Consider the following 24597-nt stretch of genomic DNA (forward strand, 5'->3'; position numbering starts at 1 on the left):
CTCGCTGAGGCTACCCACCTTAGGAAAGCGCTGCTCAGGCGGTCCTGAGACGACGGTCCCTCCACACGCGCCAGACTACATATGCCACAGCGGCAACGCCGAGACCCGCCGCCGCGTACTTCAGGCGTGTCGGGCCCGGCATCGCCGGGCGCAGCGCCACCGGGCGCCGGAACACCAGCTGCGGCCACTCCTCCTCCAGCGCCAGGCGCCGCAGCCCGCGGTCGGGGTTGACCGCCCGCGGGAAGCCGACCGAGCGCAGCATCGGCTCGTCGGTGATCGAGTCGGAATAGGCGAAGGAGGCCGCCAGGTCGATGCCGTGCTCGGAGGCGAAGTGCTTGATCGCCTCGGCCTTGGCCGGGCCCGCGGCGTAGAAGTCGATCTCGCCGGTGTAGCGGCCGTCGCGGCCGATGACCATCCGGCTGGCGATGACGTCGGTGACCCCGAGCATCCGGCCGATCGGCGCCACCATCTCCTCGCCCGAGGCGCTGACCAGCACGACGGCGCGGCCGGCGGCTCTATGCGCCTCGATGAGCGCGGCGGCCTCGGCGTAGACGAACGGGTCGATGAGCTCGTGCAGGGTCTCGTCGACGATGGCGCGGACCTGGTCGGCGGGCCAGCCGCGCGAGAGCTGCGCGATGTAGTCGCGGGTGCGGGCCATCTGCTCCTCGTCGGAGGAGCCGCCGAGCCGGAACACCAGGTGCGAGTAGGCGACCTTGAGGACGTCGCGGCGCCCGAGCAGCCCGCCCTTGTACAAAGGCCGGCTGAACGCGAGCGAGCTCGCCTTCGCGATGACGGTCTTGTCGAGGTCGAAGAAGACGGCGCTCGGTGAAGCCTGCGAGCCGGGCGCCCGCGGGTCCTCGGTCCGATCGTCGGAGAGCGCCGGTGAGCCGCCTGTCGGCTCCTCTTGTTTCATGATCGCCAGTCTAATGACACCGGCCGACGAGTTCGCCCGCTTATCGAGGGCTGTCGGCCCCTGCCCGTACGCTTGCGGCATGCCGAAGAGCCAGCGGATCTCCTATGCATGCGCCGTGTGCGGCCACCGCGTCCCCAAGTGGGTCGGGCAGTGCCCCGACTGCGGCGAATGGGGCTCCATGGAGGAGTCGGCGGCGCCCCCGCGTCAGTCGGCCGGGCCGATCGCCGCCGCCTCCGGGGCCCGGCGGCCCGCCGCGCCCGCGCAGCGGATCGGCACCGTCTCGGCCGAGCAGGCCGCGAGCCTGCCCACCGGCATCGGCGAGTTCGACCGGGTCATGGGCGGCGGCCTGGTGCCCGGCGGCGTCACGCTCATCTCCGGCGAGCCGGGCGTCGGCAAGTCGACGCTCCTCCTAGAGGTCGCCCACAGGTTCGGTGAGGCCGGGTACGGGCGGGCGCTGGTCGCCACCGGCGAGGAGTCGGCCTCGCAGGTGCGCCGCCGCGCCGACCGCACCGGCTGCCTGTCCGAGGAGCTCTACCTGGCCGCCGAGACCGACCTGGGGGCGGTGCTCGGCCACATCGAGGACGTGAAGCCGGCGCTGTTGATCCTCGACAGCGTCCAGACGGTGATCGCGGGCGACGCCGACGGCGTCCCCGGCGGGGTGACGCAGGTGAAGTCGGTCGCCAGCGCGGTCATCGCCGAGGCCAAGGCCCGCAACATGGCCGTGGTCCTCGTCGGGCACGTCACCAAGGACGGCGGCATCGCCGGGCCGCGGGCGCTGGAGCACCTCGTGGACACGGTCGTGCACTTCGAGGGCGACCGGCACTCGATGCTGCGGCTGCTGCGCGGCGTGAAGAACCGCTTCGGGCCGGCCGACGAGGTCGGCTGCTTCGAGATGACCGAGGACGGGATCGTGTCGCTGGCCGACCCGTCCGGCCTCTTCCTCGACGACGCGCCGAGCGAGCCGACGCCGGGCACGTGCGTGACGGTGACGATGGAGGGCCGCCGGGCCGTGCCGGTGGAGGTCCAGGCGCTGGTGGGGAAGTCGGTCAAGGACGGCGCGATCCCGCGGCACACCGTCTCGGGGCTCGACCAGGCCCGCCTGAACATGGTGCTGGCGGTGCTGACGCGGCGCGGCGGGATGCGGCTGCTCGACCGCGAGGTGTACGCGACGACGATCGGCGGCATCAGGGTCCGCGAGCCCGCCTCGGACCTGGCGCTGGCCTTGGCGCTGGTGAGCGCCGAGCAGGAGATCGCGGTGAGCGCGGACCTGGTGGCGATCGGGGAGGTCTCGCTGACCGGGCAGGTGCGCCGGACGGTCAACGCCGACCGGCGGCTGAGCGAGGCGGCGCGGCTGGGCTTCAAGACGGCGATCGTCCCGAAGGGCTCGGTCTCGGAGCGGCACACCGGCATCGAGGTCATCGAAGTGGAGACGATCAACGACGCGAAGCAGGCCGCCGCGAGGACCTGGGCCACACGCGGCTGACGGCGCCCACCATGATGACCTGGCGAACACGCGGGGACACATTCGGTGGCGACAATTCGGTAGCATCCTTCGAGAACAGTCCGAATTACTATGAATGGATCCCCCATCCATGGGTGTCGAACTGCGAATAGATCCGGATGCCGTGGACACGGCCGCCGAGAACCTGAAATCCGCTGCCGAGGCGATCGCCCGGGAATGGGCGTCGGTCGACAGCACCACCTCGAACGACCTCGCGGACATCACGGTGCGGGAGTTCGCGTTCAGGGCCGGTCTCGCCGTGGCCACGGCGTTCTGGGCCGGGCGCGTCGGCGGGTTCTGCGAACGCGTCGTCGACGGAGCGGATTACATGCAGACAGGCGCCGCCGAGGCCCGCGCGGCCGACGGCTACGCGGCAGGCGACTTCGTCGAGCTCGACGACGCGACCGGTCCGGTCGAGTACACCGAGGACGCCTACTACGAGGCCACGGGCGCCGAGCGCGCCGAGCCGGTCACCGGCGGCGTGCCGAGCTCCGGCGAGGCGGTCCCGGTGGCATGAGCGCGCTGACCTGGCAGACGTTCCGCGATACCGACTTCGCTCCCCTCGATGAGGTCGCGTCCGTGTGGGAACGGCGGATCCGCGCCTCGACGGAGGAGTACGGCGCCGTGATCTTCGACGACAACCCGGTCCTGCAGGCGGACAGCGGCGAGTACGAGGGCGAGGGCGCCGATGCGACCCGCGAGTATTTCCGCCGCACGTTCGATCGCTTCGTCGAGGACCTGGAGTCCGCCGAGCGGATCAAGAACCTGCTGTACGACGGCGCCGAATGGTTCGAGGGCAAGCGCCAGGAGCTGAGCGACCTGCTGGCCGAGGGCGGCTTGTACATCCTGCCGACCGGCGGCGTCGGCGAGGAGCGCTTCGAAGTGTCCGGGGCGCAGGTCCTCGACGACCCCGTCGCAGCCGGCGGTGTTCCGCCGGAACGCAGGCTCGAACTGGAGGGAATGGTCGAGCGGGCCGAGGCGCTGACCGAGCAGTTCCGTTCGCTCATGGCCGAGGTGCGCGAGTACGACGACGAGCTGAGCGCGCAGTTGAAGGCGATCGACGACGACGTGCCGCAGCTGGAGCCGAAGCTCTCGGACCCGCGTTACGACGACTGGGCGGCCGACCAGCTGCTGGAGCAGCACCAGGACTTCCTGGACCGGGCCGAGTCCGGCGAGGTGAGCCCGGAGGAGGTCAACGAGTGGTGGAACTCCCTGTCCGATGAGGAGCGGGAGCTCTTCACCACCGAGCACCCCAGTGTCGTCGGACCGCTCGACGGTGTTCCGGTCGAGTATCGCGACCGGGCCAACCGCGAACTGCTGGACGACGAGATCACCGATCTCGACTCGCAGATCCAGGATCTGGAGGCCCAGGCCGAGGAGGCGCGGGGGGACCCCGGCGCCGACCCGAGCTGGTCGACGATCATGGGCGAGCTCGAAACGCTACAGGAGCGGCACGAAGGCCTGACCGACCTCCAGGACAGGATCGGTGAGGACTACAAGATCGAGGACGGACCTAGCTTCCCGTACTACCTGATCGATCTGGACCCGACGGGTGATGGTCAAGCGGTGGTATCGGTCGGGAATCCGGACACGGCCGACAACGTGAACGTCTACGTTCCCGGCACGGGTGCTGACCTCAACGGGATCGGAGGCGATATCGGCAGGGCCGAGGCCATGGCCGCGGACGCTTACTGGTCTGATTCCAGCAGCATGACCGCTTCCATGATGTGGCTGGGCTACGACGCGCCGGACACCGTAGGCGATGCGGCGCTGGAGAGCTACGCCGAAGGGGCCGCCGGTGATCTGAGCAGGTTCACGGACGGCCTTCGATCCACTGCGGAAGGCGATCCGGCCAATCTCACCATGACCGGCCACTCCTACGGCTCGACCACGATCGGCGTCACCGCACGCGAGGAGGGGCTGGACGTGGACAACATGATCTTCGTCGGCTCTCCGGGCGTCGGCGTCGACTCCGCCGAGGATCTGGGGATCGGCGCGGACAACGTCTGGGCCAGTCTCAACGATGAGGACATCATCTCCTGGGCGCGCCCCGAATCGTTCCAAGCAGGCGGGGACTACGACCAGATGATTCACGGCACCGATCCGACATCCGACGAATTCGGCGGCAACGAGTTCCACAGCGAGGCGACGCGCGACGGGGCGAAGGCCAACCACAGCGCCTACTGGGACGAGGAGAACAACATCGGACGCAGGAACATGGCGAAAATCATCACCGGAAACACCGGAAGTGTGACATGAGCGCAAAGCCCGTCGACGCCATGAGCAGAGAAGTGCCGGGAATTTTGAAACTGACAGTGACAGCTTTGGCCGCGATCGCAGCCGCAATCGTGCTGACCGGATGTGGGGTGTTCGGAATGTCGGAGGAACCACCGGAGAGCGAGTACACCCAGGCGGAAGCCTACGCCCCAATGGAGCAGGCTGTAGTCGACACCATCGCGGTGCTCCCCGACTTCCCCGGCTTCACCGCCCGGAGCTGGCGTGAACTCCCGTGCAGCCACAACGGCGTCGACGACCCCGACTACACCAACATTGAAATCAGCTACTCCTTCGGCAAGGAGCTCTCAGCGGACCCGAAGGTTCGCGAAGACTACATCGATGTGCTGCGCGAGCACTGGGCAGAGCTGGGATACACCACGCGCACCGACGAAGGAGACGGCGCGGGGTTCCACGACCTCTCCGTCAAGCGCGAGGACGGCATAGCCCTCTGGTACAAGGTCTGGGACATGGTCGGCCTGGTCGTCCAGTCGGGTTGCGTGCCGGTGAGCGACAAGGGCGAGATCGAATACATCCCCCCGGCAGGCGGCATCGAGCCCGGAAGCGATGGCGACATCGTCGAGGAATACTTCCCCGACGGCATCCCCACAGAGGAGACCAGCGACGAGGCCGTCGCGCCGTTCGACCACACCACGACAGCCGGCCTCGCAGGCATGGTGCCATGGAGCCGCGAACCCGACGCCCCCGGGAACCCGACCCTCGGACGCTACGACGGCATGCTCTGAAAAGGCGATCCTATTCATAATTGCTGTCCAGACGTCGTGGTTGACAACGCCGGGATCTTCGTTCGTCATGCGATCACCGCGAGTATGGGTCATCCACCGCGGCGATCATTTGCGAGCGTTCCTGAAAGGATCACGTCCTCAGCCGTGAATCTTGAACGAACTTCATAAGTTCGCCGCCTCCTACTTCGTCGGCGGGCAAGGCGTTCAACTCGGCGGGTCCTCGCCGACGAGACCGTCGACCGATTCGCGGATGAGGTCGGCGTGGCCGGTGTGCCTGGCGTACTCCTCGATGAGGTCGATCATCATGCGCCGCAGGCTCGGCGAGCCGCCGTCCAGCCACGTGCAGCGCACGAGCTGGTCGAGGCCACCGTGCTCGAGCGCCTCGGCGAGCAGGAGGCGCGACCGCGCCACCGCGCCGCTCCACAACTCCATGAGCTGCTCGGGTGTGTCCTCCGCCGCGGAGTTCCAGTCCCACTCCGGGTCGGCCTCCCAGTCCGCGGTGGTCCACGGCTCGCCGAACGGCCGGTCGTGGAGCATGTGGGAGAACTTCTCCTCCTCGACGCGCGCCAGGTGCTTCAGCAGGCCGCCCAAGGTCACCGCGGAGGCGCCGACCGTCGCCCGCATGCCTTCGGCGTCGAGTCCCCCGCACTTCCATGCGAGGGTGGCCCGCCGGCGTTCCAGCGAGCCGATCAGCGTCGCGGTCTCGTCGCCCGCGAGCGGCGGTTCGATGCGGTTCTCATAGGTGTCGCTCACAGGCCGAGGCTGCCAACCGGGTCCGGCACCGGGCGGGAGCTCCCTCCTACAGGCCCAGTCTCGACAGCTCGTTGCGGGAGGCGACGCCGAGTTTCGGATAGGCCTTGTACAGGTGGTAGCCGGCGGTGCGCGGGCTCAAATAGAGCTGCTCGCCGATCTCGCGGTTGCTCAGGCCCGCCGCCGCCAGGCGCACCACTTGCAGCTCCTGGGGCGTCAGGCGCTCGGCCAGGCCGGGGCCGTTCTCGACCGGCCCGGCGTCGCCCGCCGCGCGCAGTTCGCGCCGCACCCGCTCGGTCCACGGCGCGGCGCCGAGGCGCTCGAAGGTCTCGGCGGCCGCGCGCAGGCGGGTCTTGGCCTCGCCCACGCGCCTGGCCCGGCGCAGCCACTCGCCGAGGACGAGCTCGGTCCTGGCGGTCTCGAAGGGGAAGGCGTCGGCCTCGCGGTGCAGCTCGGCGGCGCGCTCGTAGTGCTTGCCGGCCTCCTCCTCGGGCGCGAGGAGGCCGAGGCAGCGCTCGACCATCGCCTGCCAATGCGGCACGCCCGTCGCTTCGGCCCAGAGCCTGAACCACGAGAAGACCTCGGCGACCCGGCCGGGATCGCCGACGCGGACGGCGGCCTCGACCGCCACCGGGGCGTGCGTCAGCGCGTCGCCGGGCGCCTCGGATTCGAAGCGCGCCATGTACCGGTCGAGCGTCTCCTCGTAGCGGCCGAGGCTGAAGTCGAGCAGCGCGAGCGCCGTGTCGACGGCGACGAGCGTCCCCGCGGGCGACTCGTCGAGCGCCGAGCCGATGAGTTCCCTGGCTCGGACCTCGTCGCCGCGCAGCGCCGCGATCGGGGCGAGCACCCATGCCCGCGCCTTGACCGGTCCGATGCGCTGCCCGAGCTCGTAGGAGATCTCCACGGAGTTCTCGGCCAGCGCCACGGCGTCGGCCCATCGTCCTCTGTGGAACTCGGTGACGGCGTAGAGGGCCAGTGCCCTCGGCAGCGGCCCGGAGGCGCCGGACTCGCGGCATTCGCGAACGAGCGCCGCGCCGGAGCGTTCGGCCCTGTCGATGTCGCCGATCAGGAGCCGCCACCAGGTGATCATGGCCCGGTCCTCCAGCGAGGTCCTCGGGCCGAACTCCTCGTGGATGCCGATCAGGTGCCGCAGCGAGTCCACCGCGTCGGCGACGGTGAACGCGCATGAGCGGTTGAACCCGGCGGTGGCGACGGCCAGTGCCCGCACCCACGGGGCGTGTTCGAGGCCGAGCCGCTCGGCGTACTCGGCGGTCACCTCGGCGCGGGAGAAGTCCCCGCCCTGCCAGGCCAGTTCGACGGCGCGGAACAGCGGGTACCCGGCGGCCTCGGGCCTGGAGGCCTGGTAGTGGTCGGCGGCCTCCATCCACAGCCGGTAGGCCTCGTGGACCTCCCCGCCCCAGGAGGCGACCGAGGCGCCGACGGTGGTGGCGCGGGCCAGCAGCCTCCGGTCCCGGGTCCAGTACCCCACCTGCGCGCACAGCTCCGCGGCCTTGGCGCCGTTGCCCGCCAGCATGGCGGCTTCGGCGGCCAGCACCAGGCGCCGCCCCTTCTCATGGCCGTCGGGGGTGAAGGCGGCGGCGCGCTCGTAGATCGAGTACTCGACGCGGTGGCCGCCGCAGCCGCGCACGCATTCGCCGGAGGCCTCGAGCGCGGCCGCCACGGACTCGTCGGGGCCGGTCGTGGCGGCGGCGAGGTGGAAGGCCCGGCGGTGGTCGGCCTCGTCCATGGCCTCGGCGATGGCCAGATGCGCCTCGACGCGGCGGTAGGAGGGGGCGCCCTGGTAGGCGGCCGAGCGGATGAGCGGGTGGCCGAACTCGAAGCGGTCCTGGGCGAAGTGGACGAGGTCGTCGGCCTCGGCGGGCGCCAGATCGGACAGGCCCGCGCCGAGTTTCCCGGCGGCGGCCAGGACGGTGCCGGTGTCGCCGGTGTCCTCGGCGGCGATGACGAGCAGCAGTGTGCGGGTGGCCTCGGGGAGGCGGTCGATGCGGTCGCGGAACGCCTGCGTCAGGCGGGCGGTCGTGGAGCGGCGGTGTCCGGGCCGGTCGGTGGCGGGGCGGGCGTCGGGCTCGGTCGGCGGCAGTTCGAGCAGGGCGAGCGGGTTGCCCGCCGCGGCTTGGAGGAGGCGCTGCCGCGCCGTCTGGGGCATGCCGGTGAGCCGCTCGCCGAGCAGGCTCGCGGCGGCCGCGTCGTCGAGCGGGCCGACGGAGAGCTCGTCGACGCCGGGCGCGGGGAAGTCGGGGGCGTAGCCGTCGCGGGCGGCGAACAGCATCGCGATCGGCTCGGCGGTGAGGCGCCTGGCGACGAACAGCAGGACCTCGGCCGAGTCGGGGTCGAGCCAGTGGGCGTCGTCGACGACGCACAGCACCGGCTTCGCCGCCGCGGCCTCGGCCAGCAGGCTGAGGACGGCGACGCCGATGATGAAGCGGCTGTCGAGGCGCTCCTGCTCGGAGGGCGGACGCTTCTTGAGATCGGGGTTCAGGCCGAGCACGGTGCGCAGGACGCAGGCGTGGGAGTCGGCGAGCGCGTCGAGGTGGCCGGTGAGGGGCAGCAGGAGCGCCTGGAGCCCCGCGTAGGACCAGGCGTGCTCGCTCTCGACGCCGACGCAGCGCAGCACCGTGAAGTCGGCGGCCGCCTCGGCGGCGGCGTCCACGAGGGTGGACTTGCCTATCCCGGCCTCCCCGCGGATCACCAGTGCGGATCCACGGGAGGCGCGGGCGTCCTCGAGGAGGGATTCGAGGCCGGCGATCTCTTGGGCGCGTCCGTACAGCACGCATGCAACGATAGCGCCGCCCAAAAAGGCCTGGAAAGTCCGCAAGCCATGGCCGGTAAGCCTTCCCTCATGGGGAAAAGACCGCGGGCCGTGGACGCGCGGAGAGCCCGCGCCCTCAGGCCGGGAGCGGCGCTTCCCTGCGGGCGTTGACCAGCGCCCGGCCCCACCATTCGAGCTCGTCGAGGAAGCTCTTGGCGTGCGGCTCGGCCTCGTCGAAGCCGGCGAACCGGCCGTTCTCGTCGAACTTCTCCCAGTACATCGAGAACATCAGGGTGTGGCGGATGGTCGTCGCCCGCAGCTCGGGGAAGACCTGGCGCAGGTGCTCGGCGGCCCGCTGGCCTCCGGCGCCGCCACCGTAGGAGACCAGCCCGACCGGCTTGGCGGCCCACTCGGACATGTAGTAGTCGATGGCGTGCTTGAGCGGGGCCGGATAGGAGTGGTTGTACTCGGGCGTGACGACGATGAACGCGTCGGCGCGGTGGAGGCGCTCGCCGAGGGTCGCGACGGGGACGCTCGGTTCCCCCGGGCGCGACCACAGGTCCAGTTCGGTCATGTGCTGGGGCAGGTCGGTGTCGAGCAGGTCGACCAGGTCGACCTCGAAGCCGCCGTGCCGGGCCGCGGCCTCGGCGATCCACTTGGCGGGGACCGGGCCCCAGCGGCCCTCGCGGGTGGAGCCGATGATGACGGCCAGGTTCAGCTTGTCGGACATGGGGTTCTCTTTCGCTCGTCATTGCGGTTGACGACAACGAAGCTACGGACGGACCGACTGGAGCGGCATCTGTCGGGCGACTGGCCGCCGACCGGTCGAGGGCCGCGGCCGGCGCCCGTCGCCGCGACCAGTCGGTCGACGGATGCGGCGCCACCGCGCCGCCCATAGCTTTGGGAACCATGACCACCGCACTCGAATCGGCCCCAGCGGTCGAACGCACCCGCTGGGGGGCGATCGCCGCCGTCGGCTTCGCCCAGCTCGTCGTCGCCGGCGGCATGTCCGCCCTGGCCGTGGGGCTCCCCCCGATCCGCACCGAGTTCACCGTCTCCGAGGCGTCCACCGCCTGGGTCCTGCTCGCCTACGCCCTGCCGATGGGTGCGGTCGCGATCGCGGCCGGGCGCCTGGCCGACCGCGCCGACATGCGCGCGGTCGCCGTGTTCTCCATGGGCGGCCTCGGCCTGTTCGCCCTGGCCGCCGCGCTCGCGCCGAGCTTCCCGGTCCTGATCGCCGCCAGGGTCGCGCAGGGCCTGCTCGGCGGGCTCCTGTTCGGCATGACCGGGCGGATCATCGTCACCTCGGCAACCGAGGCGCAGCGCGGCCGGGCGATGTCGACGATCACGCTGCTGATGACCATCGGCGGCATGGGCATGGTCGGCGCGGGCGGGCTCATCATCGCCGCCTTCGACTGGCGCGGCCTGTTCTGGGTCTTCGTCGCCATGGCGGCGCTGGCGATGGCCGCGCTGTGGGCGACGGTGCCGAGCAACGGCACGGGACTGCCGCGCCTGGACCGGGTCATCGTCGTCGACGTGGCGACCTCCGGCGGCGCGATCGTGGCGTTCCTGCTGGCCTTCGAATACCTCGACTCGGCGCCGTGGATCTCCTTGGCGGCCTTGGCGGCGAGCGTCGCGCTCGGCGCGCTGTGGGTGCGCCAGCCCTCGTCGAGGGCGACGGTCGCCCTGGTGCGCAGGCCGATCATGGCGGGGGCGCTGCTGAGCCTGACGCTGATGTCGGGGGTGACGGGCCTGCTGAACTTCAGCCTGCCGTTCCTGCTGACCGACGTACACGAGATGCCCTCGGAGCTGGTGAGCACGGTGCTGCTGACGTACATCGGCGGCGTCGGGCTGATGACGCCGCTCTCGGGGTTCCTGGCCGACCGCTTCGGCGCGGGCCGCGTCTCCCTGGCGGGGGCGGGCCTGGTCATGGTCGCGATCGTGCCGCTGCTGTTCGTGGACGAGTCCACGGGGCTGCTCGGCATCGGCGTGCGGATCGCCGCGCTGGGCCTGGCGTTCGGAGTGTTCAACACGCCGATGAACACGCACCTGCTGGCGGCGGCGCCGGACGAGCAGGCGGGGACGGCCGGGGCGTTCATGGCGACGACGAGGACGATCGGCACCTCGCTGGGGCCGGTGATCGCCGCGCTCATGTGGGGGCTGGGAGCGACGGCGGTGGACGGCTACCGCCTCTCGGCCTGGGCCGTGGCCGCGATCCTCCTGTTGGGAGCGGCCGCGATGATGAGCGGCAGACCCTGGCGCGCCCCGGCTCCCACCGCGTCATGAGGACCTCGGCCAGGCTTCGAGGCCTCGCGCGGGCGGTCATCGCCGACGCCGCCTGCGCGGCGAGCGGATCAGTTCCGAGGCCAGGCCGATGACGATCGACACGATCCCGCCGGCCACCAGCTCCTCCCTCAGCGAAGCGGGATTGAGCCGGAACCAGTCGGCGATCGTCCTCACGCTGTCGTCGATCTGCGGGGCGAGGACGACGAGCGTCAGGCCGACCACCACGATCCACAACCTCCGCTTGACCAGCCAGTGCCGGACGCGCCGCACGGCGTCCCGGCCCGCCTCCAACATCCTCGCTCTTCGGGTGCGCGGCCGGGAGAGCCGCCATTCGACGAGCGCCACGATCCCCTGCGACACCAGCCAGACGTAGCGGTCGGTGCCGTTGCCGAACGTGTCGTCCCAGGAGCCCCTGGTCTGCGAGCCGCCCGCCGTCTCCTGGGCCGCGAGGATGTAGCGGACCAGGCGCCTCGCCATGTCCCGCGCGAGCTGCTCGTCGCAGCGCGCGAGCGCCAACAGGATCCAGAAGTTCCCCGACACGTGGAAATGCGGGAAGCGCACTTCACGGCGCGTCTTGATCGCCCAGTGGTCGCTCACCGGCGGCCACGACCCGTCCGCCTGCTGGAGCCGGGCCAAGTACCGCAGGGCCGCCTTCTTGACCTCTTCGGAAACGGGGGTGTCGGAGACCGACAGCACATGCAGCACCATGCCCGTCATCGCCGGGCTCGGCGTGCCGTTGCGACGCGCGCTCCACCCGCCCGTGTTCGGGTCGCGCACGCGAAACAGGAAGTTCCTGATCCGATCCTGCGCCTCGAGATCGTGGCCCCACTCGGTGAAGGCCCACAGCGTCAGCGCGGCGGGGATCACGCGTGGACTGCGGTCGGTCTCCTCGACGCCGGAGCGGACCGTGCCGTCGGGCGCCACTCGCGAGCTCAGGTAGGCGAGCGCCCGAGCGACGTACTGGGATCGGCCGTGGCCGTACTCCTTGAGCCCCACCAGCACCCATACCGTCGGCTCGATCCCCGCGAAGCCCTGCTCTCGCAGCGGGAAGGAGCCGTTGCGCTTCTGCTGGCGGAGGATCGTGTCGACCACGTCGTCGAGGCGGACGTTGAAGTGCCCGGGCACCTTCAGCCCGGGGACGAGCTCATTGACCCGTTCGACGGCGGTGAAGGCCCGGACACCGTCGATGCCGCCGCCCCACACGGGAGTCTCCGAACCCCCGCGGGTGACCGGCCAACCGGGCACGTCGTCGACATAGGCCTCGGCGACCCAGTGCAACGCGCGCTCGAGGCACGCGAACAGCTGGCGGTCCCGAATCGAGGGGGAGGACATGGCTCACATGCTAAGCGGGCGCGGCGAACCGCGGCGTCACCGAATCCCGAACTGACGGAAACCCGACAGCGCGGCACCATCAGAGATCGAGCTTCGCCAACTCGGTTCTCGAGGAGACGCCGAGCTTCGGGTAGGCGTTGTACAGGTGGTAGCCCACCGTTCTCGGGCTGACGAAGAGCTGCTCGCCGATCTGGCGGTTCGTCAGCCCGTCAGCGGCCAGCCGCACCACTTGCAGCTCTTGCGGCGTGAGCTTCTCGGCCAGGTCCGGCTTCGCCTCGATCGCCGAGGAGTCGCCCGCGGCGCGCAGCTCCCCTTGGGCGCGTTCGGTCCACGGCACGGCGCCGAGGCGCTCGAACACCTCCGTGGCCTCCCGCAGGTGAGCCCTGGCCTCGTTGATGCGGCGCTCGCGGCGCAGCCACTCGCCGTAGGCCAGTTCGGTGCGGGCCCGCTCGAAGGGATCGATGTCGTCGGCGCGGTGCAGCTCCACGGCCCGCGCGTAGTGCGCGCCCGCCTCGTCGTCCGGCTCCAGCATCGCCCGGCACCGCTCCACCAGCGCCTCCCAGTAGGAGCGCCCGGTGGCGTCGGCCCAGTCGGCGAACCAGCCGAAGACCTCCTTGACCTCCCCGAGCCTCCCGCAGCGGTAGGCCGCCTCCACGAGCGTCGGCACCTGCGTGAGGATCTCCATCGGCGTGGTGCCTTCGGCGATGCGGTGCATCCGCTCGAACGCCGCCTCGTGGCGGCCCAGCCCGAGATCGAGCAGCCCCAGGGAGGTGTCGGCGGGGATCACCGAGTCCTCGGGGGCGTCCTCGATCGCGGCGGCCACCAGTTCGCGGCAGCGCCGCTCCTCGCCGCGGATCGCCGCGATCGGCAGCAGCACCCACACGCGGCCCTGCATCAGGGCCCGGCGGTCGTTCGTCTCGGCGGCCAGCTCGATCGCGCTCGTCGCCGCCGCCTGCGCGTCCGCGTAGCGGCCGTAGTGGAGCTGCGTCTGCGCCTGCACCAGCAGCGCCTGGATCAGCGGGCTCGTGGCGCCCGCCTCACGGCAGTCCCGCACCTTCTCGCTCGCCGCGGTGTGCGCGGCCGGGACGTCCCCGGCCAGCAGCCGCCAGCGCGAGGCCAGCACCTGGTCGAAGCGCCGGAAGTCGTCGTGGAGCGGCTGGTAGTAGTCGTACAGGCTCCGCAGCGCGTCCACCGCCTCGCCCGCGGTCACCCATGGGCGCCGGTTCAGCCCGGCGGCGGCGCGGGCCAGCCGCTTGGCCCAGGTGTTGTTCGAGCCGCCGAAGCGCGTCGCCAGCTCGTTCGCGTACTCGACCTTGCCGAAGTCACCGGTCTCCCAGGCGTTCCATACACCGCGCAGCAGCGGGTAGCCGGTGTTCTCGTGGCCGTTCACCGCGTAGTGCTCGGCCGATTCCATCCACACCTCGAAGGCGCCGGCGTCCCCGGCCCACGAGAGGACCGTGGCCCGGATGAGCGCGGTGCGCGCCAGCAGGACGTGGTTCTCGGTGAGGCGCTCGGCTTTCTCCGCCAGTTCCAGGGCCTTCTCGACCAGGCCCGCCGCGTACGCGGTCTGGGAGGCCTCGACCAGGCGGCGGGCCCGCTCCTCGGCCTCGGGCGTGAACGACGCGGCGCGCTCGAGGGCGACCATCTCCGCCACGCAGCCACCGCGCTCGGCCTCATAGGACGCGATGGACTCGAGCGCGGCGGCGGCCTTCTCGTCCAGGCCTGTCGTCGCCGCCGCCAGGTGGCGGGCGTGACGGATGTCGCCGTTGCCGAAGGCCTCGGACAGCGCCCGGTGCGCGTCGATCCGGCGGGCCCTGGTCGCCGAGTGGTAGGCCGCGGAGCGGATCAGCGGGTGCACGAACTCGATGCGGCCCAAGTGGTACCGGGCCAGATCGTCGATCTCGGCGGGCTCGAGGTCGCTCAGGTTCGCGCCGAGCTTCTCGGCGGCCTCGGCGATCACGGCGGTCTCGCCGGTCTCCTCGGCGGCGGCCACCAGCAGCAACGTGCGCGTCGCCTCGGGGAGCGCGATGATGCGCTCGGTGAACGCCTGCCGGATGCGCGAGGTCGTCGAGTAGCGGCTGTTGGAGGAGTCGATGGTGCGCAGCGGGTCCTCGTGGTCGGCCGCGGGGAGCTCGAGGAGCGCGAGCGGGTTGCCTTCGGCGAGGCGCAGGATCCAGTCGCGGCTGGTGTACGGCACCGCGTCCGAGCGGGTGTCCAGGATCGCCTGGGAGGCCTCGATGTCGAGCGGCCCGAGCGTGAGCTCGGGGATGCCGGGGGCAGGGAACTCGGGGGCGAAGCCGTCGCGCACGACCAGGACCATCCCGATCGACTCGGTCGTCAGGCGCCTGGCGGCGAACAGCAGCGCGTCGGTGGAGTCGCGGTCGAGCCAGTGGGCGTCGTCGATCACGACGTACACCGGCCGCTGCGCCGAGGCGTCCACCAGCAGGTTCAGCACGGCCAGGCCGACCTGGAGACGCTGGGGGCGGCCCGTGCCGTCGCCCATGCCGAGCGCGGTGCGCAGCGCCTCGGCCTGCGCCGCCGGCAGGTTCCCGATCCGGTCCAGGAGCGGGTGCAGCAGCATCTGGAGGCCCGCGTACGACCAGGTGTGCTCGGCCTCGACGCCGAGGGTGCGCAGGACGGTGAAGCCCTCGGCCCGGGGGATCACGGCGTCGACGACCGCGGACTTGCCGATGCCCGGCTCGCCGCGCACCACCCAGGCGCCGCCGTGCCCGAGGCGCGCGCCGTCGAGGAGGGCCTGGATGGTGTCGAGTTCGACGTCCCTGCCGTAGAGGACGGTGCGGGAGGAGTGCGAGAGGGCCTCGCAGTAGCTGGGGGCCGCGTCGCCGCCGACCTGGCAGTCCACCGCCTCGTTCTGATGCCGGGCCTCGAACTGCTGAGCCCCGGTCGCGGGGCGGACGGTGGGCTTCACGGCGGCTCCAGTCCTCGGCATGGCATGGGAACTCTTCCAGGGTAGCCACGCTGGCCGAACACCGCATCTGTCAAACGACTGGGGTGTACCGGGCCCGCGCCGACCGGGTCGGGCGACCTGGTCGAACCCAGTCACCGAGACCAGTCGTTCGACCTACTTCGGCGGGCGCGGGCGCCCATAGCGTCGACGGCATGGCTACTACGACATCCGCCCGGCGGCCCACCGCCGCACTGCGGTGGGCGCCGGTGATCTCGGCGGCGTACGCGCAGGCCACCGCCTTCGCGGCCGCGGCCGTGCTCGCTTTCCTCATCACCGACGTCGCCGCCCACTTCACGGCGCCCGCCGCGGCCAGGCTCTGGCCGCTGGGGGCGCTCGCGCTCGGCATGGTCGCCGCCGCGAACGCCTCGCGGCGCGTCGGCGCGATCGGGCCGGCCCGCTACACCGGCTCGGCGGCGCTGGCGGGCCTGACCGCCTCGGCCTTCGCCGTCGCGCTCGCGCCGGGCTTCGCGTTCCTGCTCGTCGCGGCGTTCGCCATGGGGGTCTCGGGCGGGCTGGCCGTGGCGATCGCCGGGCGCGTGGTCGCCGCGGCCGAGGTCGGCGACGGCTCGGCGTCGGTCGTGGTCTCGGCGGTGGCGGTGTTCGCGGGGATCGTCGGGGGCGTGGGGAGCCTGTTCGTCGTGCCGGCGCTGGGCTGGCGGGGCGCGATGGGGCTCGTGGTGGTGGCGGCGGTGATGGCGACGTGGAAGTTCGCCGAGCACACGCCGCGCGAATAGACGGCCGGATGCACGGAGGTTCATCCGGCGGACCGGGCACAGACGGTTTGTTCCTTGTGGACGGTGTCCGGGGCGGGGCCCGGGGGAGGTTCGAGACCCCCGGGCTCTCGCATCGCCCGCGGGCGGGTCGAGGCCGCCGACACGGAAGGGGCGCCGCGGCGACGGCGGTCGGCGCCGGTCACGGCCGTTCGGTCAGGCGGGTGCGGGGTCCGGCGCGCAGCACCCCCGATTCGAGCTCGCGGCCCACGACCTCCTGGGCGAGCGCGGCGGCGCCGAGGAGCGCGTCGAGGTCGACGCCGGTCTCGATCCCCATGTCGTGCAGCATGTGCACCACCTCCTCGGTGGCGACGTTGCCCGAAGCGCCAGGGGCGTAAGGGCATCCGCCGAGGCCGCCGACGCTGGCGTCGAACTCGACGACGCCCCTGTCCATGGCCGTCAGCAGGTTCGCCAGGGCGGTGCCGCGCGTGTCGTGGAAGTGCATGAGCATCGGCAGCTCGGTCCCGACCCCGCTCAAGACGGCGTCGAGCAGGTCGTTCACACGCCGAGGCGTTGCCATGCCGGTGGTGTCGCCGAAGGCGACGCGGTCGACGCCCGCCGCGGCCGCCGCGTCGACGATCCCGGCCACGCGGGCGGGGTCGACGTCGCCCTCGTAGGGGCAGCCGAAGCTCGTGGCGATGATGGCCTCGACCTCGGCGAGCCGCTCGTGGGCGAGCTGGACGACGTCGGCGAGCTCGGCGATCGACTCGTCCGTGCCGCGCCCGACGTTGGCCCGGTTGTGGGTGTCGGAGGCGGAGACGACGAGCTCGATCGCGCTGAAGCCGGCGTCGAGCGCGCGCTGGACGCCTTTCAGGTTGGGGGCCAGGGCGCTGTATCGGATGCCGGGGTGCTTCTCGGCCGCCTCCCACACCTCGGCGGCGTCGGCCATCTGCGGGACGGCCCTGGGGTGGACGAAGCTGACGGCCTCGATGCGGGACAGGCCGGTGCGCGAGAGCGCGTCGAGCAGGCGGATCTTGTCCCCCGTCGGCACGGGAGGCTCGTTCTGGAGCCCGTCGCGAGGGGCGACCTCGCGCAGGGAGACCTGTTCCGGTCGATGCATCATCGCGCCTCCGATCCCGTTTCCTATACGATATCTCCCGTTTCTCGCTCCGGGCGGCGTACACCGGCCGGAGCCGTCAGGTGCCCGCCAGGGCCGCCAGGGCCGCCGCCCGCAGCAGGGACGCCGTCTCCTCGGCGCTGACCTCCTCGCCGAGCGCCAGGTACGGCGTGGAGTTCATCAGGCCGAAGGCGCCGTGCGCGATCACGCGCGCCTGCTGGGGCTCCAGGCCCTCCCGCAGCTCGCACAGGACCCGCACCCACTCCTCGACGTACACGCGCTGGAGCTTGCGCACCTCGCGCCGCGGCTCGGCGGGGAGCCGGTCGAGCTCGTGGAGGTGGAGGATGACGATCTCCGGCGAGTCGACGGTGACCGCGAGGTGGAAGTCGACCAGGGCCTCCAGGGCCGCGCGCGGGTCGTCGGAGTGCAGCGAGGCGTAGTGCTTCCCGCCGACCATGAGGCGCTCGGAGACGGGGATGAGCGCGTCGGCGAGCATCTGCTCCTTGCCGCCCTTGAAATGGTGGTACAGCGCCGGCCCGGTGATGTTCGCGGCCGCCCCGATGTCGTCCATCGACACGCCGTGGTAGCCGTGCTTGGCCAGGAGTTTCACGGCGACGTCGAGGATCTCGCGGCGGCGTTTGGAGCCGCCTCGCTTATCGGTCAGGTCAAGGCTCACCCGCGTTAGGCTACTCCGGCGCGCACCCCGTCGCAGGTAGGAAAGACCCCCTCTTTCCTCAGGACTCGGGGCCGGGCTTGCGCTGCTCGAAGGGCGCGTCGCTGAGGAGCATCTGGATCTCCGAGGGCTCGATCGACTGCGCCTCGGCCTGCTGGTCGGGGAAGGCGCCGTTGCGCACGTCCATGACCGACTGGTAGCTGTTGACGCGCATGCGCGGGATGCAGTGCGGGTGGTTGTCGACGATCCAGCGGATCATGTGCTCGCGCACCTCGCACCGCAGGGACCACTGGTGGGAGGGGTTGGAGGCGGAGATGGTCATGCGCAGCCGCATGTAGGGGCCGGTGGCGTCGTTGACCTCCATGTTGCAGCTGCGACCGTCCCACAGCGGGTTGACCGTCAGGTACCGGCGGAGCTCGGCGCGGGCCTCGTCGACCGGCAGCCGCCAGTCGGCGTCGAGCAGGATCGTGCCGAGCACGGCGGGGTCGTTGCGGGTCCAGTTGACGTAGGCGTGCGTCTTGAAATAGGAGGTGGGCAGCACGAGCCGCCGCTCGTCCCAGATCCGGACCACCACATAGGAGAGTGTGATCTCCTCGATGCGCCCCCACTCGCCCTCGATGACGACGACGTCCTCGAGCCGGAGGGCGTCGCCGAACGCCAGCTGCATCCCCGCGAAGAGGTTCTGGAGCATCGTCTGCGCGGCCAGCGCCGCGATCACGCCCGCCACGCCGGCCGCCCCGAGCAGCGAGGTGCCGACGACCCGCAGCGAGGGGATGTTGAACAGGATGATCCCGACCGCCACCATCCACACCCCGGCCGAGACCAGGCGGTAGGTGACGATGGCCTGGGTGCGGCGGCGGCGCCCGCCGACGTCGTGCTCGTTGAGCGAGCCCCACCGCTCCTGGAGCGGCTCCTTGGCGATGCTGAGCAGGTTGGAGATCAGCCACGCGCCGGAGATGACGGTGCCGAACAGCAGGGTCCGGCTGAGGTTGATGTTCCACCCGCCGTCCCAGTCGTCGGCGGGGACGTCGCTCTGGACGAACAGCAGGATCTGCACGCCGCCGGTCGCGGCCATGAGCTGCGCGGGCCTGAGCGCCTTGTGCATGAGGCGCGAGGCCCGCTCGGAGGCGTGGCGCAGCAGCAGCCACTTGATCAGCAGTCGCGCCAGGCTCACAGCGAGGGCGGACAGGATCGCCACCGCCACGATGACGACCCAGGGGTCGAGATTCGGCATGGGTCTCAGGCTATAGGCAAAGACGAGTGACGCGCGTGTCACGGCCCGTCGGCACGGCGGCGGCCGCGCTCCGCAGAGCGGGAGCACGGCCGTCCGTCGAGCAGCGCTATTCGTTTGTCAAGGGGCCCTTACCCCTCTGGTCACGGCTGGTCGCCGCGCGGGCGGTCCATGCCGGGCTCGGAAGCGTGCGGCACCTCCGTGGCGCGCGGCTCCTCGGTCTGGATGTCGGCGTCGCTGCCGTACCGCTCCGAGGTGTAGCTGCGCCCCATCGGGTCCGTCGACGACTGCTGCCTGTTGCTCTTCATCCGCGCGGTCTCGGTCTCGGCGGTGTTCAGCATCCGCTCCCAGCGCGTGCGCATCGGCCCGATGAGGCCGCCGCCGACACCGACGATGACGATGCCGGCCACCGCGGCGAACACCGTCCACATGAGCGGCTCGGTGACGCTGTCGGCGATGCCGGCCTGGCTGGTGGCGGCCACGACGCCGATGAAGATGATCGCGACCTGCACGATCCGCGCCAGCGTCTGACCGTAGCTGGTCTCCGAGAGCATCCCGGCGACCATGCCGTGGACGGCGTTGGCGATCGCGAAGGCCACCACGACGAGCAGGATCCCGACGAACAGCTGCGGCAGCCAGCTGACGAGCTGCGTCAGCATGCTCGAGACGGGGTTGGGCCCGAACGCGGCGAATGCCAGCTGCAAGGTGAACAACAGCAGCATGTAGTAGACGAGCTTGCCGAAGACCTCGCTCAACTCGAACCGGCCCGTGAACCGGCGGAGACCGGATTTCTCGCCGACCCGGTCCAGGCCGACCTTCCCGAGCAGCTTGCCGACCAGCCTGCCGAGCCATTTGGCGACGAACCAGCCGATCACGAGAATCAGCAGGAAGGCGATCAGCTTCGGCACGAACTGCACGACGGTGTCGAGGGCGTTCTCAAGGCTCTGCATGATGTCCATGTCCGCAGACTAAGACAGAAATTCGCGCCATTCCGGCTATTGGAGCAATAGAGCCGCACTGGGCGGGCGAAACACGCGCGAGAGGAATGACAATTGTGTAAGCATCCGCCTATGTGGGCGTTTGCACCAGTGCTCACGTGGGCCAGGTGCGCCACTTCTGCCACGATTTCGACGGCGTCGGGCCTCGCTGCCCCTGATAGCGCGAGGCGATGCTCTCCGAGCCGTAGGGGTGCTCGGCGGGCGAGGAGAGTCGGAAGACGCACAGCTGCCCGATCTTCATTCCCGGCCACAGTGTGATCGGCAGGTTCGCGACGTTCGACAGTTCCAGAGTGACGTGTCCGGAGAAGCCGGGGTCGATGAACCCGGCCGTCGAGTGCGTCAGCAGGCCCAGCCGCCCCAGGCTCGACTTGCCCTCCAGGCGCGCGGCCAGGTCGTCGGGGAGGGTGACGACCTCCAGCGTCGAGGCGAGGACGAACTCGCCGGGGTGGAGCACGAACGGCTCGTCGCCCGCGACGTCGACCGGCTCGGTCAGCTCGTCCTGCCGCTTCGAGGGGTCGATGTGGGTGTACTTCTGGTTGTTGAAGACCCGGAACCGCCGGTCCAGGCGCACGTCGACGCTGGACGGCTGGACGAGCTCGGGCTCGTACGGGTCCAGCCCCAGCCTTCCGTTCTTGACGGCGTCGACGATGTCTCGGTCGCTCAGAAGCATGGCAAAAGGCTAACGCGCCCGCCCGTCCCGGGCCCAACCGCCGTTGACTACCGCGTTTCGGGCGGGATGGCGTAGGCGATGGTGCCGAGCGTGCTCATGTCCCACGAGCCGGGCACGAGGGTCGCGCACTCGTCGAGGTCCTCGGCGCACACGATCGCGTCGACGTCCGCGACCTCGGCGGGAGCGCGGCCGGGCACGATCGACTGGAGCGCCACCAGCTCGGTGCCCTCGGGCAGGAGCACCCACCACGGGTACTCCCACGAGTCGTTGCCCTGGACGATGCCGACGGTCTCGGCGCCGGAGGCGGCGATGGCCGCGGCCGCCTCCTCGTACTGCGGGAGCCATTCGAGGCGGCGGACGAAGCGCTCTTCGTGGTCGTTCAGGGCGAATACGGACCACGCGCCGGTCAGGCGCCGCGGGTAACCGTATGCCACGGTCAGGAGCCCGGCCAGGGAGGCGATGACGGCGAGGGTCCCGAGCAGGCCCCACGCGACGGCCTTGCGCCGCCGCTCGATCAGGCGGCGCCCGAGTGACACGGCGAGGATCCCGGCGACGGGGGCGCCGAGGACGACCAGGAACAGCACGAGCCGGTTGATCCACGGCTGCCAGGCGACCGTGGCGCACAGCAGGACGAACGCGGCGGCGAGGGCCCCGGCGTAGGCGCGGCGCAGGCCCGGCCCCTTCCACAGGAACCAGGCCGCCCCGAGGAGCGTGGCGAGGCCGATGAGCGGGAAGGCGGCCCGGTCCTCGTCGGGGTACCAGGCGGCGGTGGGGAAGGTCGTGGAGCCGAAGGTGGCGTCCGGGTCGTTGACGTCGACGCCGATCAGGCCGGCGAAGGCCCCGATCCCGTCGGCGAGGGCGTCGGCGAGGGGCCTGACCGGCGTGTCGAACGCGGTGTGGGCGATGCGCAGGCCGTTGACGGCGATCAGGCGCGGGTCGGCGGTCTGGACGCCGATGGACTCGCGCAGCATCGCCGGACCGAGCGGCGAGCCGAACTCGGCCTGCATCCGCGCCAGGAAGGGGCCGACGATGAGCAGCGCCAGGGCGAGGACGGCGACGGAGGCGCCGACGGTGCGCAGCCGCGACGGGAGCGGCCGGGCGGCCCCGGCGCGCGAGCAGTGGTCGAGGTCGTGCCCGCACATGCAGGGACGGCGGCGGCGCCCGTCGCGGACGAGGCGGCCGACGCCCCACAGGAGCAGCAGCGGCGCGGCGGCGAGCAGGCCGGTGGTCTTGGTGACGGCGATGAGGCCGAGCGCGAGGCCGAGGTAGAGCGCGTCGGTGGGAGGCGCCGCGGTGGCGTGGGCGGGGCGCTCCGAGGAGACCGGGCCCCGCTCCCCCGGGCGGGTGAATTCGTCGAGGACGACGGTGGCGAGGCAGGCGACCCAGGCGGCGGCGACGAGGTCGACCTGGGTGCTGGAGGCCTGGAGGAGGACCTCGGGGGTGGTGGCGAGGAGGAAGACGGTGGCGAGCTGCGCCGTGGGGCCGCCGCCGAGCTGGGCGGCGAGGCGCGAGGCGGCCATGGCGGCGCCGACGGCGGCGAGGAGCTGGACGAGGTTGTAGGCGCCGTCGCCGCCGGTGAGCAGCCGCAGGTGCGTCAGCAGGTACTCCGAGCCGGGGCTGATGTCGACCTGGCGGTGGATGTCGGTGGCGTAGACGTCGACCGAGGCGTACTGGACCCAGTGCTCGATGCGCGGCAGGTGGTAGGTCTGCGAGTCGAAGTTGTTGGGGGCCGAGGCGATCGCGAGGACCGTGACGCTGATGAAGAGGATCGCGATGACGCAGGCCGCCGCCCACTGCCGGCCGGGGGCCGCGGCCGCGGCGGACTTGGTGCGCCGCCAGGTGCGGCGGGTGGCGCCGCGGCGGCTCTTGATCCCGTCGCGGATCGCCGAGACGGGACCGCCGCTGCGGACGGGGGCGACGTCCTTGAGGCACCGGACGACGACGGCGGCGACGACGGCGAGGGTGGCGACGATCCAGGAGGCCAGAGCGGCACCGGCGGTGAGGGCGCGGGCCGCGGAGGCGGCCTCGACGGTGACGATGGCCCACGCGCCGAGCAGGAGTGCGGCGCGCACGATCGCGAGGCGGACCGGGGCGACGACGGCGCCTTCGTTCGGCCGGAGCGCATAGGCGAGCGCGGGTAGGAGGACGAGGAGCCACAGCATGAGCAGCACCGCTCCATTGAACACGACCGTCCCGGGCTGTCGCGCCGCGGCGGGTTCGCGTTAAAGTTATGAAATCGTGTTCGAACACGCGGGGATGGAGCAGCAATGTTGTTGTCGATTCTCGTCCCGGTATTCAATGAGGAACGCCTCGCAGCCGGGACGATGAAGGAGCTGCTCGCAGTGGATTTCCCCTGCGAGACCGAGATCGTCGCCGTCGACGACGGCTCGAGGGATCGGTCCTGGGAAGTACTTCAGTCCTTTGAGGATCAAGCGCGGGTGCGGCTGATCCGCCACGACCGGAACCGCGGCAAGGGCGCGGCCATCCGGACCGCCGCGAAGGAGGCCTCGGGCGACTACGTGGTCGTGTTCGACGCGGACGGCGAGTACGAGCCGGCGGACCTGCCGAAGCTGCTCACGCCGGTCCTCGACGGCAAGGCCGAGGTGGTCTACGGCTCGCGGTCCTTCGGCTCCCATTCGGCGTACTCGTTCTGGTACGTGATGGGCAACAAGGGGATCACGCTCGCGGCGAACCTGCTGTTCAACTCCTACATCTCCGATCTGGAGACCTGCTACAAGCTGATGCCGCGGCGGCTGTACCTGGACCTCCAGGTGCGCTCGGCCGGCTTCGGCATGGAGGCGGAGCTGACCGCCAAGCTGCTGAAGCGCGGCATCCGCCCCTTCGAGGTCCCGATCTCCTACACCGCTCGCAGCCGCGAGGAGGGCAAGAAGATCACCTGGACCGACGGCGTCCAGGCCCTGTGGCTCCTCGGCAGGGAGCGCCTGCGCCGGTCCGATGTCAGACGGCGATGACCCGGACCAGCGATTCCAGGCCCCTGAAGTCCTTAGAGTTGCGCGTGTAGAGCGGTAGGTCGTGCACCGAGGCGATCGCCGCGATCATCAGATCGAGCCTCCGAGGCTTGGGAGAACGCCCCTGTCCGACGGTCAACATGGCAAGCGTGCCAAAGCGGCTCGCCGCCTCACCGTCGTAGGGCAATGGCTCGAACTCCTGCACGGCGGCGTTGAGCCGCTCGGTGCGGATGGCTCGCTCCGTAGCGGTCGCAGCCATCGCGACGCCTTGATGCAGCTCGGTCATGGAGATGACGGTGAGCTCGGGAATCTCCGGCAGAGGACCGGCGCCGATCTCCACGAGATCGATATAGGTGCAGGTGTCCAGCACTCCGCGAGCCTCGCCGTCAACCACGGGGCCTATCCCACGGGTCGTCGTCGCCGAGGCGGTCCTCGCCGAAGAAGGCGTCCGCTTCCGCACGCATTCTCTCGTAATCGAGCCGGGGGAGCTTGCTGGCCCGCTCAACCAGCTCCGAAGCGGTGAACTTGCGGTGACGACTGTACGGCCGCACTTCTCCGACCGGCATACCGTTGCGCGTGAGGATGAAGCTCTCACCGCGCTCCAGGGCGTTCATGACCGCAGCGGAGTTGTTTCGCAACTCTCGCTGACTGATGGTGTTCATGTCAGTACTGTAGCATCATACGCTACA

The 24597-nt window shown here is 71.0% G+C and carries 21 protein-coding genes; 7 read left to right on the forward strand and 14 right to left on the reverse strand.

Annotated features, from left to right (window positions below; all coding sequences use genetic code 11):
* Positions 1-34: 34 nt before the first annotated feature.
* Complete coding sequence (locus YWW_RS27610) at positions 35-913, reverse strand: HAD family hydrolase (RefSeq protein ID WP_081687101.1); 879 nt, start codon at positions 911-913, stop codon at positions 35-37.
* A 79-nt stretch (positions 914-992) separates the two neighbouring features.
* Here YWW_RS27610 and radA point away from each other — a divergent pair, with 79 nt between their 5' ends.
* The 4 genes from radA (at position 993) to YWW_RS0101290 (ending at position 5434) form a co-directional block, all read left to right on the forward strand.
* Positions 993-2396 (forward strand): DNA repair protein RadA, encoded by a 1404-nt coding sequence (gene radA / locus YWW_RS0101275; protein WP_026928674.1) that lies wholly within the window; start codon positions 993-995, stop codon positions 2394-2396.
* Between the two features lie 109 nt (positions 2397-2505).
* Positions 2506-2931, forward strand: coding sequence for a hypothetical protein (locus YWW_RS0101280; RefSeq protein WP_035697500.1), 426 nt, complete (start codon positions 2506-2508; stop codon positions 2929-2931).
* Positions 2928-4673 (forward strand): alpha/beta hydrolase, encoded by a 1746-nt coding sequence (locus YWW_RS33605; RefSeq protein ID WP_051325237.1) that lies wholly within the window; start codon positions 2928-2930, stop codon positions 4671-4673. The genes YWW_RS0101280 and YWW_RS33605 overlap by 4 nt, the downstream gene beginning before the upstream one ends.
* Entirely contained in the window at positions 4670-5434 is a 765-nt protein-coding gene (locus tag YWW_RS0101290; RefSeq protein ID WP_155829799.1) for a hypothetical protein, read from the forward strand. Before YWW_RS33605 ends, YWW_RS0101290 begins: the two co-directional genes overlap by 4 nt.
* A gap of 204 nt (positions 5435-5638) precedes the next feature.
* On the opposite strand, the gene YWW_RS0101295 is transcribed toward YWW_RS0101290, so the two are convergent.
* The 3 genes from YWW_RS0101295 to YWW_RS0101305 form a co-directional block, all read right to left on the reverse strand.
* Complete coding sequence (locus tag YWW_RS0101295; RefSeq protein WP_035697499.1) at positions 5639-6187, reverse strand: DinB family protein; 549 nt, start codon at positions 6185-6187, stop codon at positions 5639-5641.
* Between the two features lie 46 nt (positions 6188-6233).
* On the reverse strand, positions 6234-8975 hold the full coding sequence (locus tag YWW_RS0101300; RefSeq protein ID WP_026928678.1) for a helix-turn-helix transcriptional regulator: 2742 nt from the start codon (positions 8973-8975) through the stop codon (positions 6234-6236).
* A 115-nt stretch (positions 8976-9090) separates the two neighbouring features.
* On the reverse strand, positions 9091-9684 hold the full coding sequence (locus YWW_RS0101305; protein WP_026928679.1) for an NADPH-dependent FMN reductase: 594 nt from the start codon (positions 9682-9684) through the stop codon (positions 9091-9093).
* 179 nt (positions 9685-9863) lie between these two features.
* On the opposite strand from YWW_RS0101305, the gene YWW_RS0101310 reads away from it, so the two are divergent.
* On the forward strand, positions 9864-11240 hold the full coding sequence (locus YWW_RS0101310) for an MFS transporter (protein ID WP_026928680.1): 1377 nt from the start codon (positions 9864-9866) through the stop codon (positions 11238-11240).
* Positions 11241-11276: 36 nt separating this feature from the next.
* Here YWW_RS0101310 and YWW_RS0101315 read toward each other — a convergent pair whose 3' ends face one another.
* Positions 11277-12572, reverse strand: a complete 1296-nt coding sequence (locus YWW_RS0101315) for a prenyltransferase/squalene oxidase repeat-containing protein (RefSeq protein WP_026928681.1) — start codon at positions 12570-12572, stop codon at positions 11277-11279.
* A 79-nt stretch (positions 12573-12651) separates the two neighbouring features.
* Positions 12652-15501, reverse strand: coding sequence for a helix-turn-helix transcriptional regulator (locus YWW_RS0101320; protein ID WP_051325238.1), 2850 nt, complete (start codon positions 15499-15501; stop codon positions 12652-12654).
* Between the two features lie 191 nt (positions 15502-15692).
* Between YWW_RS0101320 and YWW_RS0101325 the strand changes: the two genes are divergently transcribed.
* Positions 15693-16274, forward strand: coding sequence for a hypothetical protein (locus YWW_RS0101325; protein ID WP_155829801.1), 582 nt, complete (start codon positions 15693-15695; stop codon positions 16272-16274).
* A gap of 178 nt (positions 16275-16452) precedes the next feature.
* Here the strand turns inward: YWW_RS0101325 and YWW_RS0101330 are convergent, their stop codons facing one another.
* The 6 genes from YWW_RS0101330 to YWW_RS0101355 all read right to left on the reverse strand — a co-directional run bounded on the left by YWW_RS0101330 (position 16453) and on the right by YWW_RS0101355 (position 23110).
* A complete protein-coding gene (locus YWW_RS0101330; protein ID WP_026928684.1) occupies positions 16453-17373 on the reverse strand; it encodes a hydroxymethylglutaryl-CoA lyase in 921 nt (306 codons plus the stop codon).
* Positions 17374-17446: 73 nt separating this feature from the next.
* Positions 17447-18043, reverse strand: coding sequence for a TetR/AcrR family transcriptional regulator (locus tag YWW_RS0101335; protein ID WP_035697497.1), 597 nt, complete (start codon positions 18041-18043; stop codon positions 17447-17449).
* 58 nt (positions 18044-18101) lie between these two features.
* Complete coding sequence (locus YWW_RS27620; RefSeq protein WP_051325239.1) at positions 18102-19274, reverse strand: mechanosensitive ion channel family protein; 1173 nt, start codon at positions 19272-19274, stop codon at positions 18102-18104.
* Positions 19275-19414: 140 nt separating this feature from the next.
* On the reverse strand, positions 19415-20230 hold the full coding sequence (locus tag YWW_RS27625; protein ID WP_051325240.1) for a mechanosensitive ion channel family protein: 816 nt from the start codon (positions 20228-20230) through the stop codon (positions 19415-19417).
* Positions 20231-20363: 133 nt separating this feature from the next.
* A complete protein-coding gene (gene dcd / locus YWW_RS0101350; protein ID WP_026928686.1) occupies positions 20364-20939 on the reverse strand; it encodes a dCTP deaminase in 576 nt (191 codons plus the stop codon).
* A 47-nt stretch (positions 20940-20986) separates the two neighbouring features.
* Complete coding sequence (locus tag YWW_RS0101355; RefSeq protein WP_026928687.1) at positions 20987-23110, reverse strand: hypothetical protein; 2124 nt, start codon at positions 23108-23110, stop codon at positions 20987-20989.
* Positions 23111-23206: 96 nt separating this feature from the next.
* On the opposite strand from YWW_RS0101355, the gene YWW_RS0101360 reads away from it, so the two are divergent.
* Positions 23207-23911, forward strand: coding sequence for a glycosyltransferase family 2 protein (locus tag YWW_RS0101360; protein WP_026928688.1), 705 nt, complete (start codon positions 23207-23209; stop codon positions 23909-23911).
* Here the strand turns inward: YWW_RS0101360 and YWW_RS0101365 are convergent.
* Both YWW_RS0101365 and YWW_RS0101370 read right to left on the reverse strand, forming a co-directional pair.
* On the reverse strand, positions 23898-24302 hold the full coding sequence (locus tag YWW_RS0101365; protein WP_211228389.1) for a type II toxin-antitoxin system VapC family toxin: 405 nt from the start codon (positions 24300-24302) through the stop codon (positions 23898-23900). The genes YWW_RS0101360 and YWW_RS0101365 overlap by 14 nt on opposite strands.
* Entirely contained in the window at positions 24295-24570 is a 276-nt protein-coding gene (locus YWW_RS0101370; RefSeq protein WP_026928690.1) for a type II toxin-antitoxin system Phd/YefM family antitoxin, read from the reverse strand. The genes YWW_RS0101365 and YWW_RS0101370 overlap by 8 nt, the downstream gene beginning before the upstream one ends.
* Between the last annotated feature and the right edge of the window lie 27 nt (positions 24571-24597).

Source organism: Glycomyces tenuis DSM 44171 (genome assembly GCF_000427885.1).
Taxonomy (GTDB): Bacteria; Actinomycetota; Actinomycetes; order Mycobacteriales; family Micromonosporaceae; genus Glycomyces; species Glycomyces tenuis.

Coding starts and splice junctions, on each gene's coding strand:
- YWW_RS0101280 (WP_035697500.1), top strand. CDS start 2,506: ATGGGTGTCGAACTGCGAATAGATCCGGATGCCGTGGACACGGCCGCC.
- dcd (WP_026928686.1), bottom strand. CDS start 20,939: ATGCTTCTGAGCGACCGAGACATCGTCGACGCCGTCAAGAACGGAAGG.
- YWW_RS0101305 (WP_026928679.1), bottom strand. CDS start 9,684: ATGTCCGACAAGCTGAACCTGGCCGTCATCATCGGCTCCACCCGCGAG.
- YWW_RS0101310 (WP_026928680.1), top strand. CDS start 9,864: ATGACCACCGCACTCGAATCGGCCCCAGCGGTCGAACGCACCCGCTGG.
- YWW_RS0101315 (WP_026928681.1), bottom strand. CDS start 12,572: ATGTCCTCCCCCTCGATTCGGGACCGCCAGCTGTTCGCGTGCCTCGAG.
- YWW_RS33605 (WP_051325237.1), top strand. CDS start 2,928: ATGAGCGCGCTGACCTGGCAGACGTTCCGCGATACCGACTTCGCTCCC.
- YWW_RS0101325 (WP_155829801.1), top strand. CDS start 15,693: ATGGCTACTACGACATCCGCCCGGCGGCCCACCGCCGCACTGCGGTGG.
- YWW_RS0101290 (WP_155829799.1), top strand. CDS start 4,670: ATGAGCGCAAAGCCCGTCGACGCCATGAGCAGAGAAGTGCCGGGAATT.
- YWW_RS27620 (WP_051325239.1), bottom strand. CDS start 19,274: ATGCCGAATCTCGACCCCTGGGTCGTCATCGTGGCGGTGGCGATCCTG.
- YWW_RS27610 (WP_081687101.1), bottom strand. CDS start 913: ATGAAACAAGAGGAGCCGACAGGCGGCTCACCGGCGCTCTCCGACGAT.
- radA (WP_026928674.1), top strand. CDS start 993: ATGCCGAAGAGCCAGCGGATCTCCTATGCATGCGCCGTGTGCGGCCAC.
- YWW_RS0101360 (WP_026928688.1), top strand. CDS start 23,207: ATGTTGTTGTCGATTCTCGTCCCGGTATTCAATGAGGAACGCCTCGCA.
- YWW_RS0101330 (WP_026928684.1), bottom strand. CDS start 17,373: ATGATGCATCGACCGGAACAGGTCTCCCTGCGCGAGGTCGCCCCTCGC.
- YWW_RS27625 (WP_051325240.1), bottom strand. CDS start 20,230: ATGGACATCATGCAGAGCCTTGAGAACGCCCTCGACACCGTCGTGCAG.
- YWW_RS0101370 (WP_026928690.1), bottom strand. CDS start 24,570: ATGAACACCATCAGTCAGCGAGAGTTGCGAAACAACTCCGCTGCGGTC.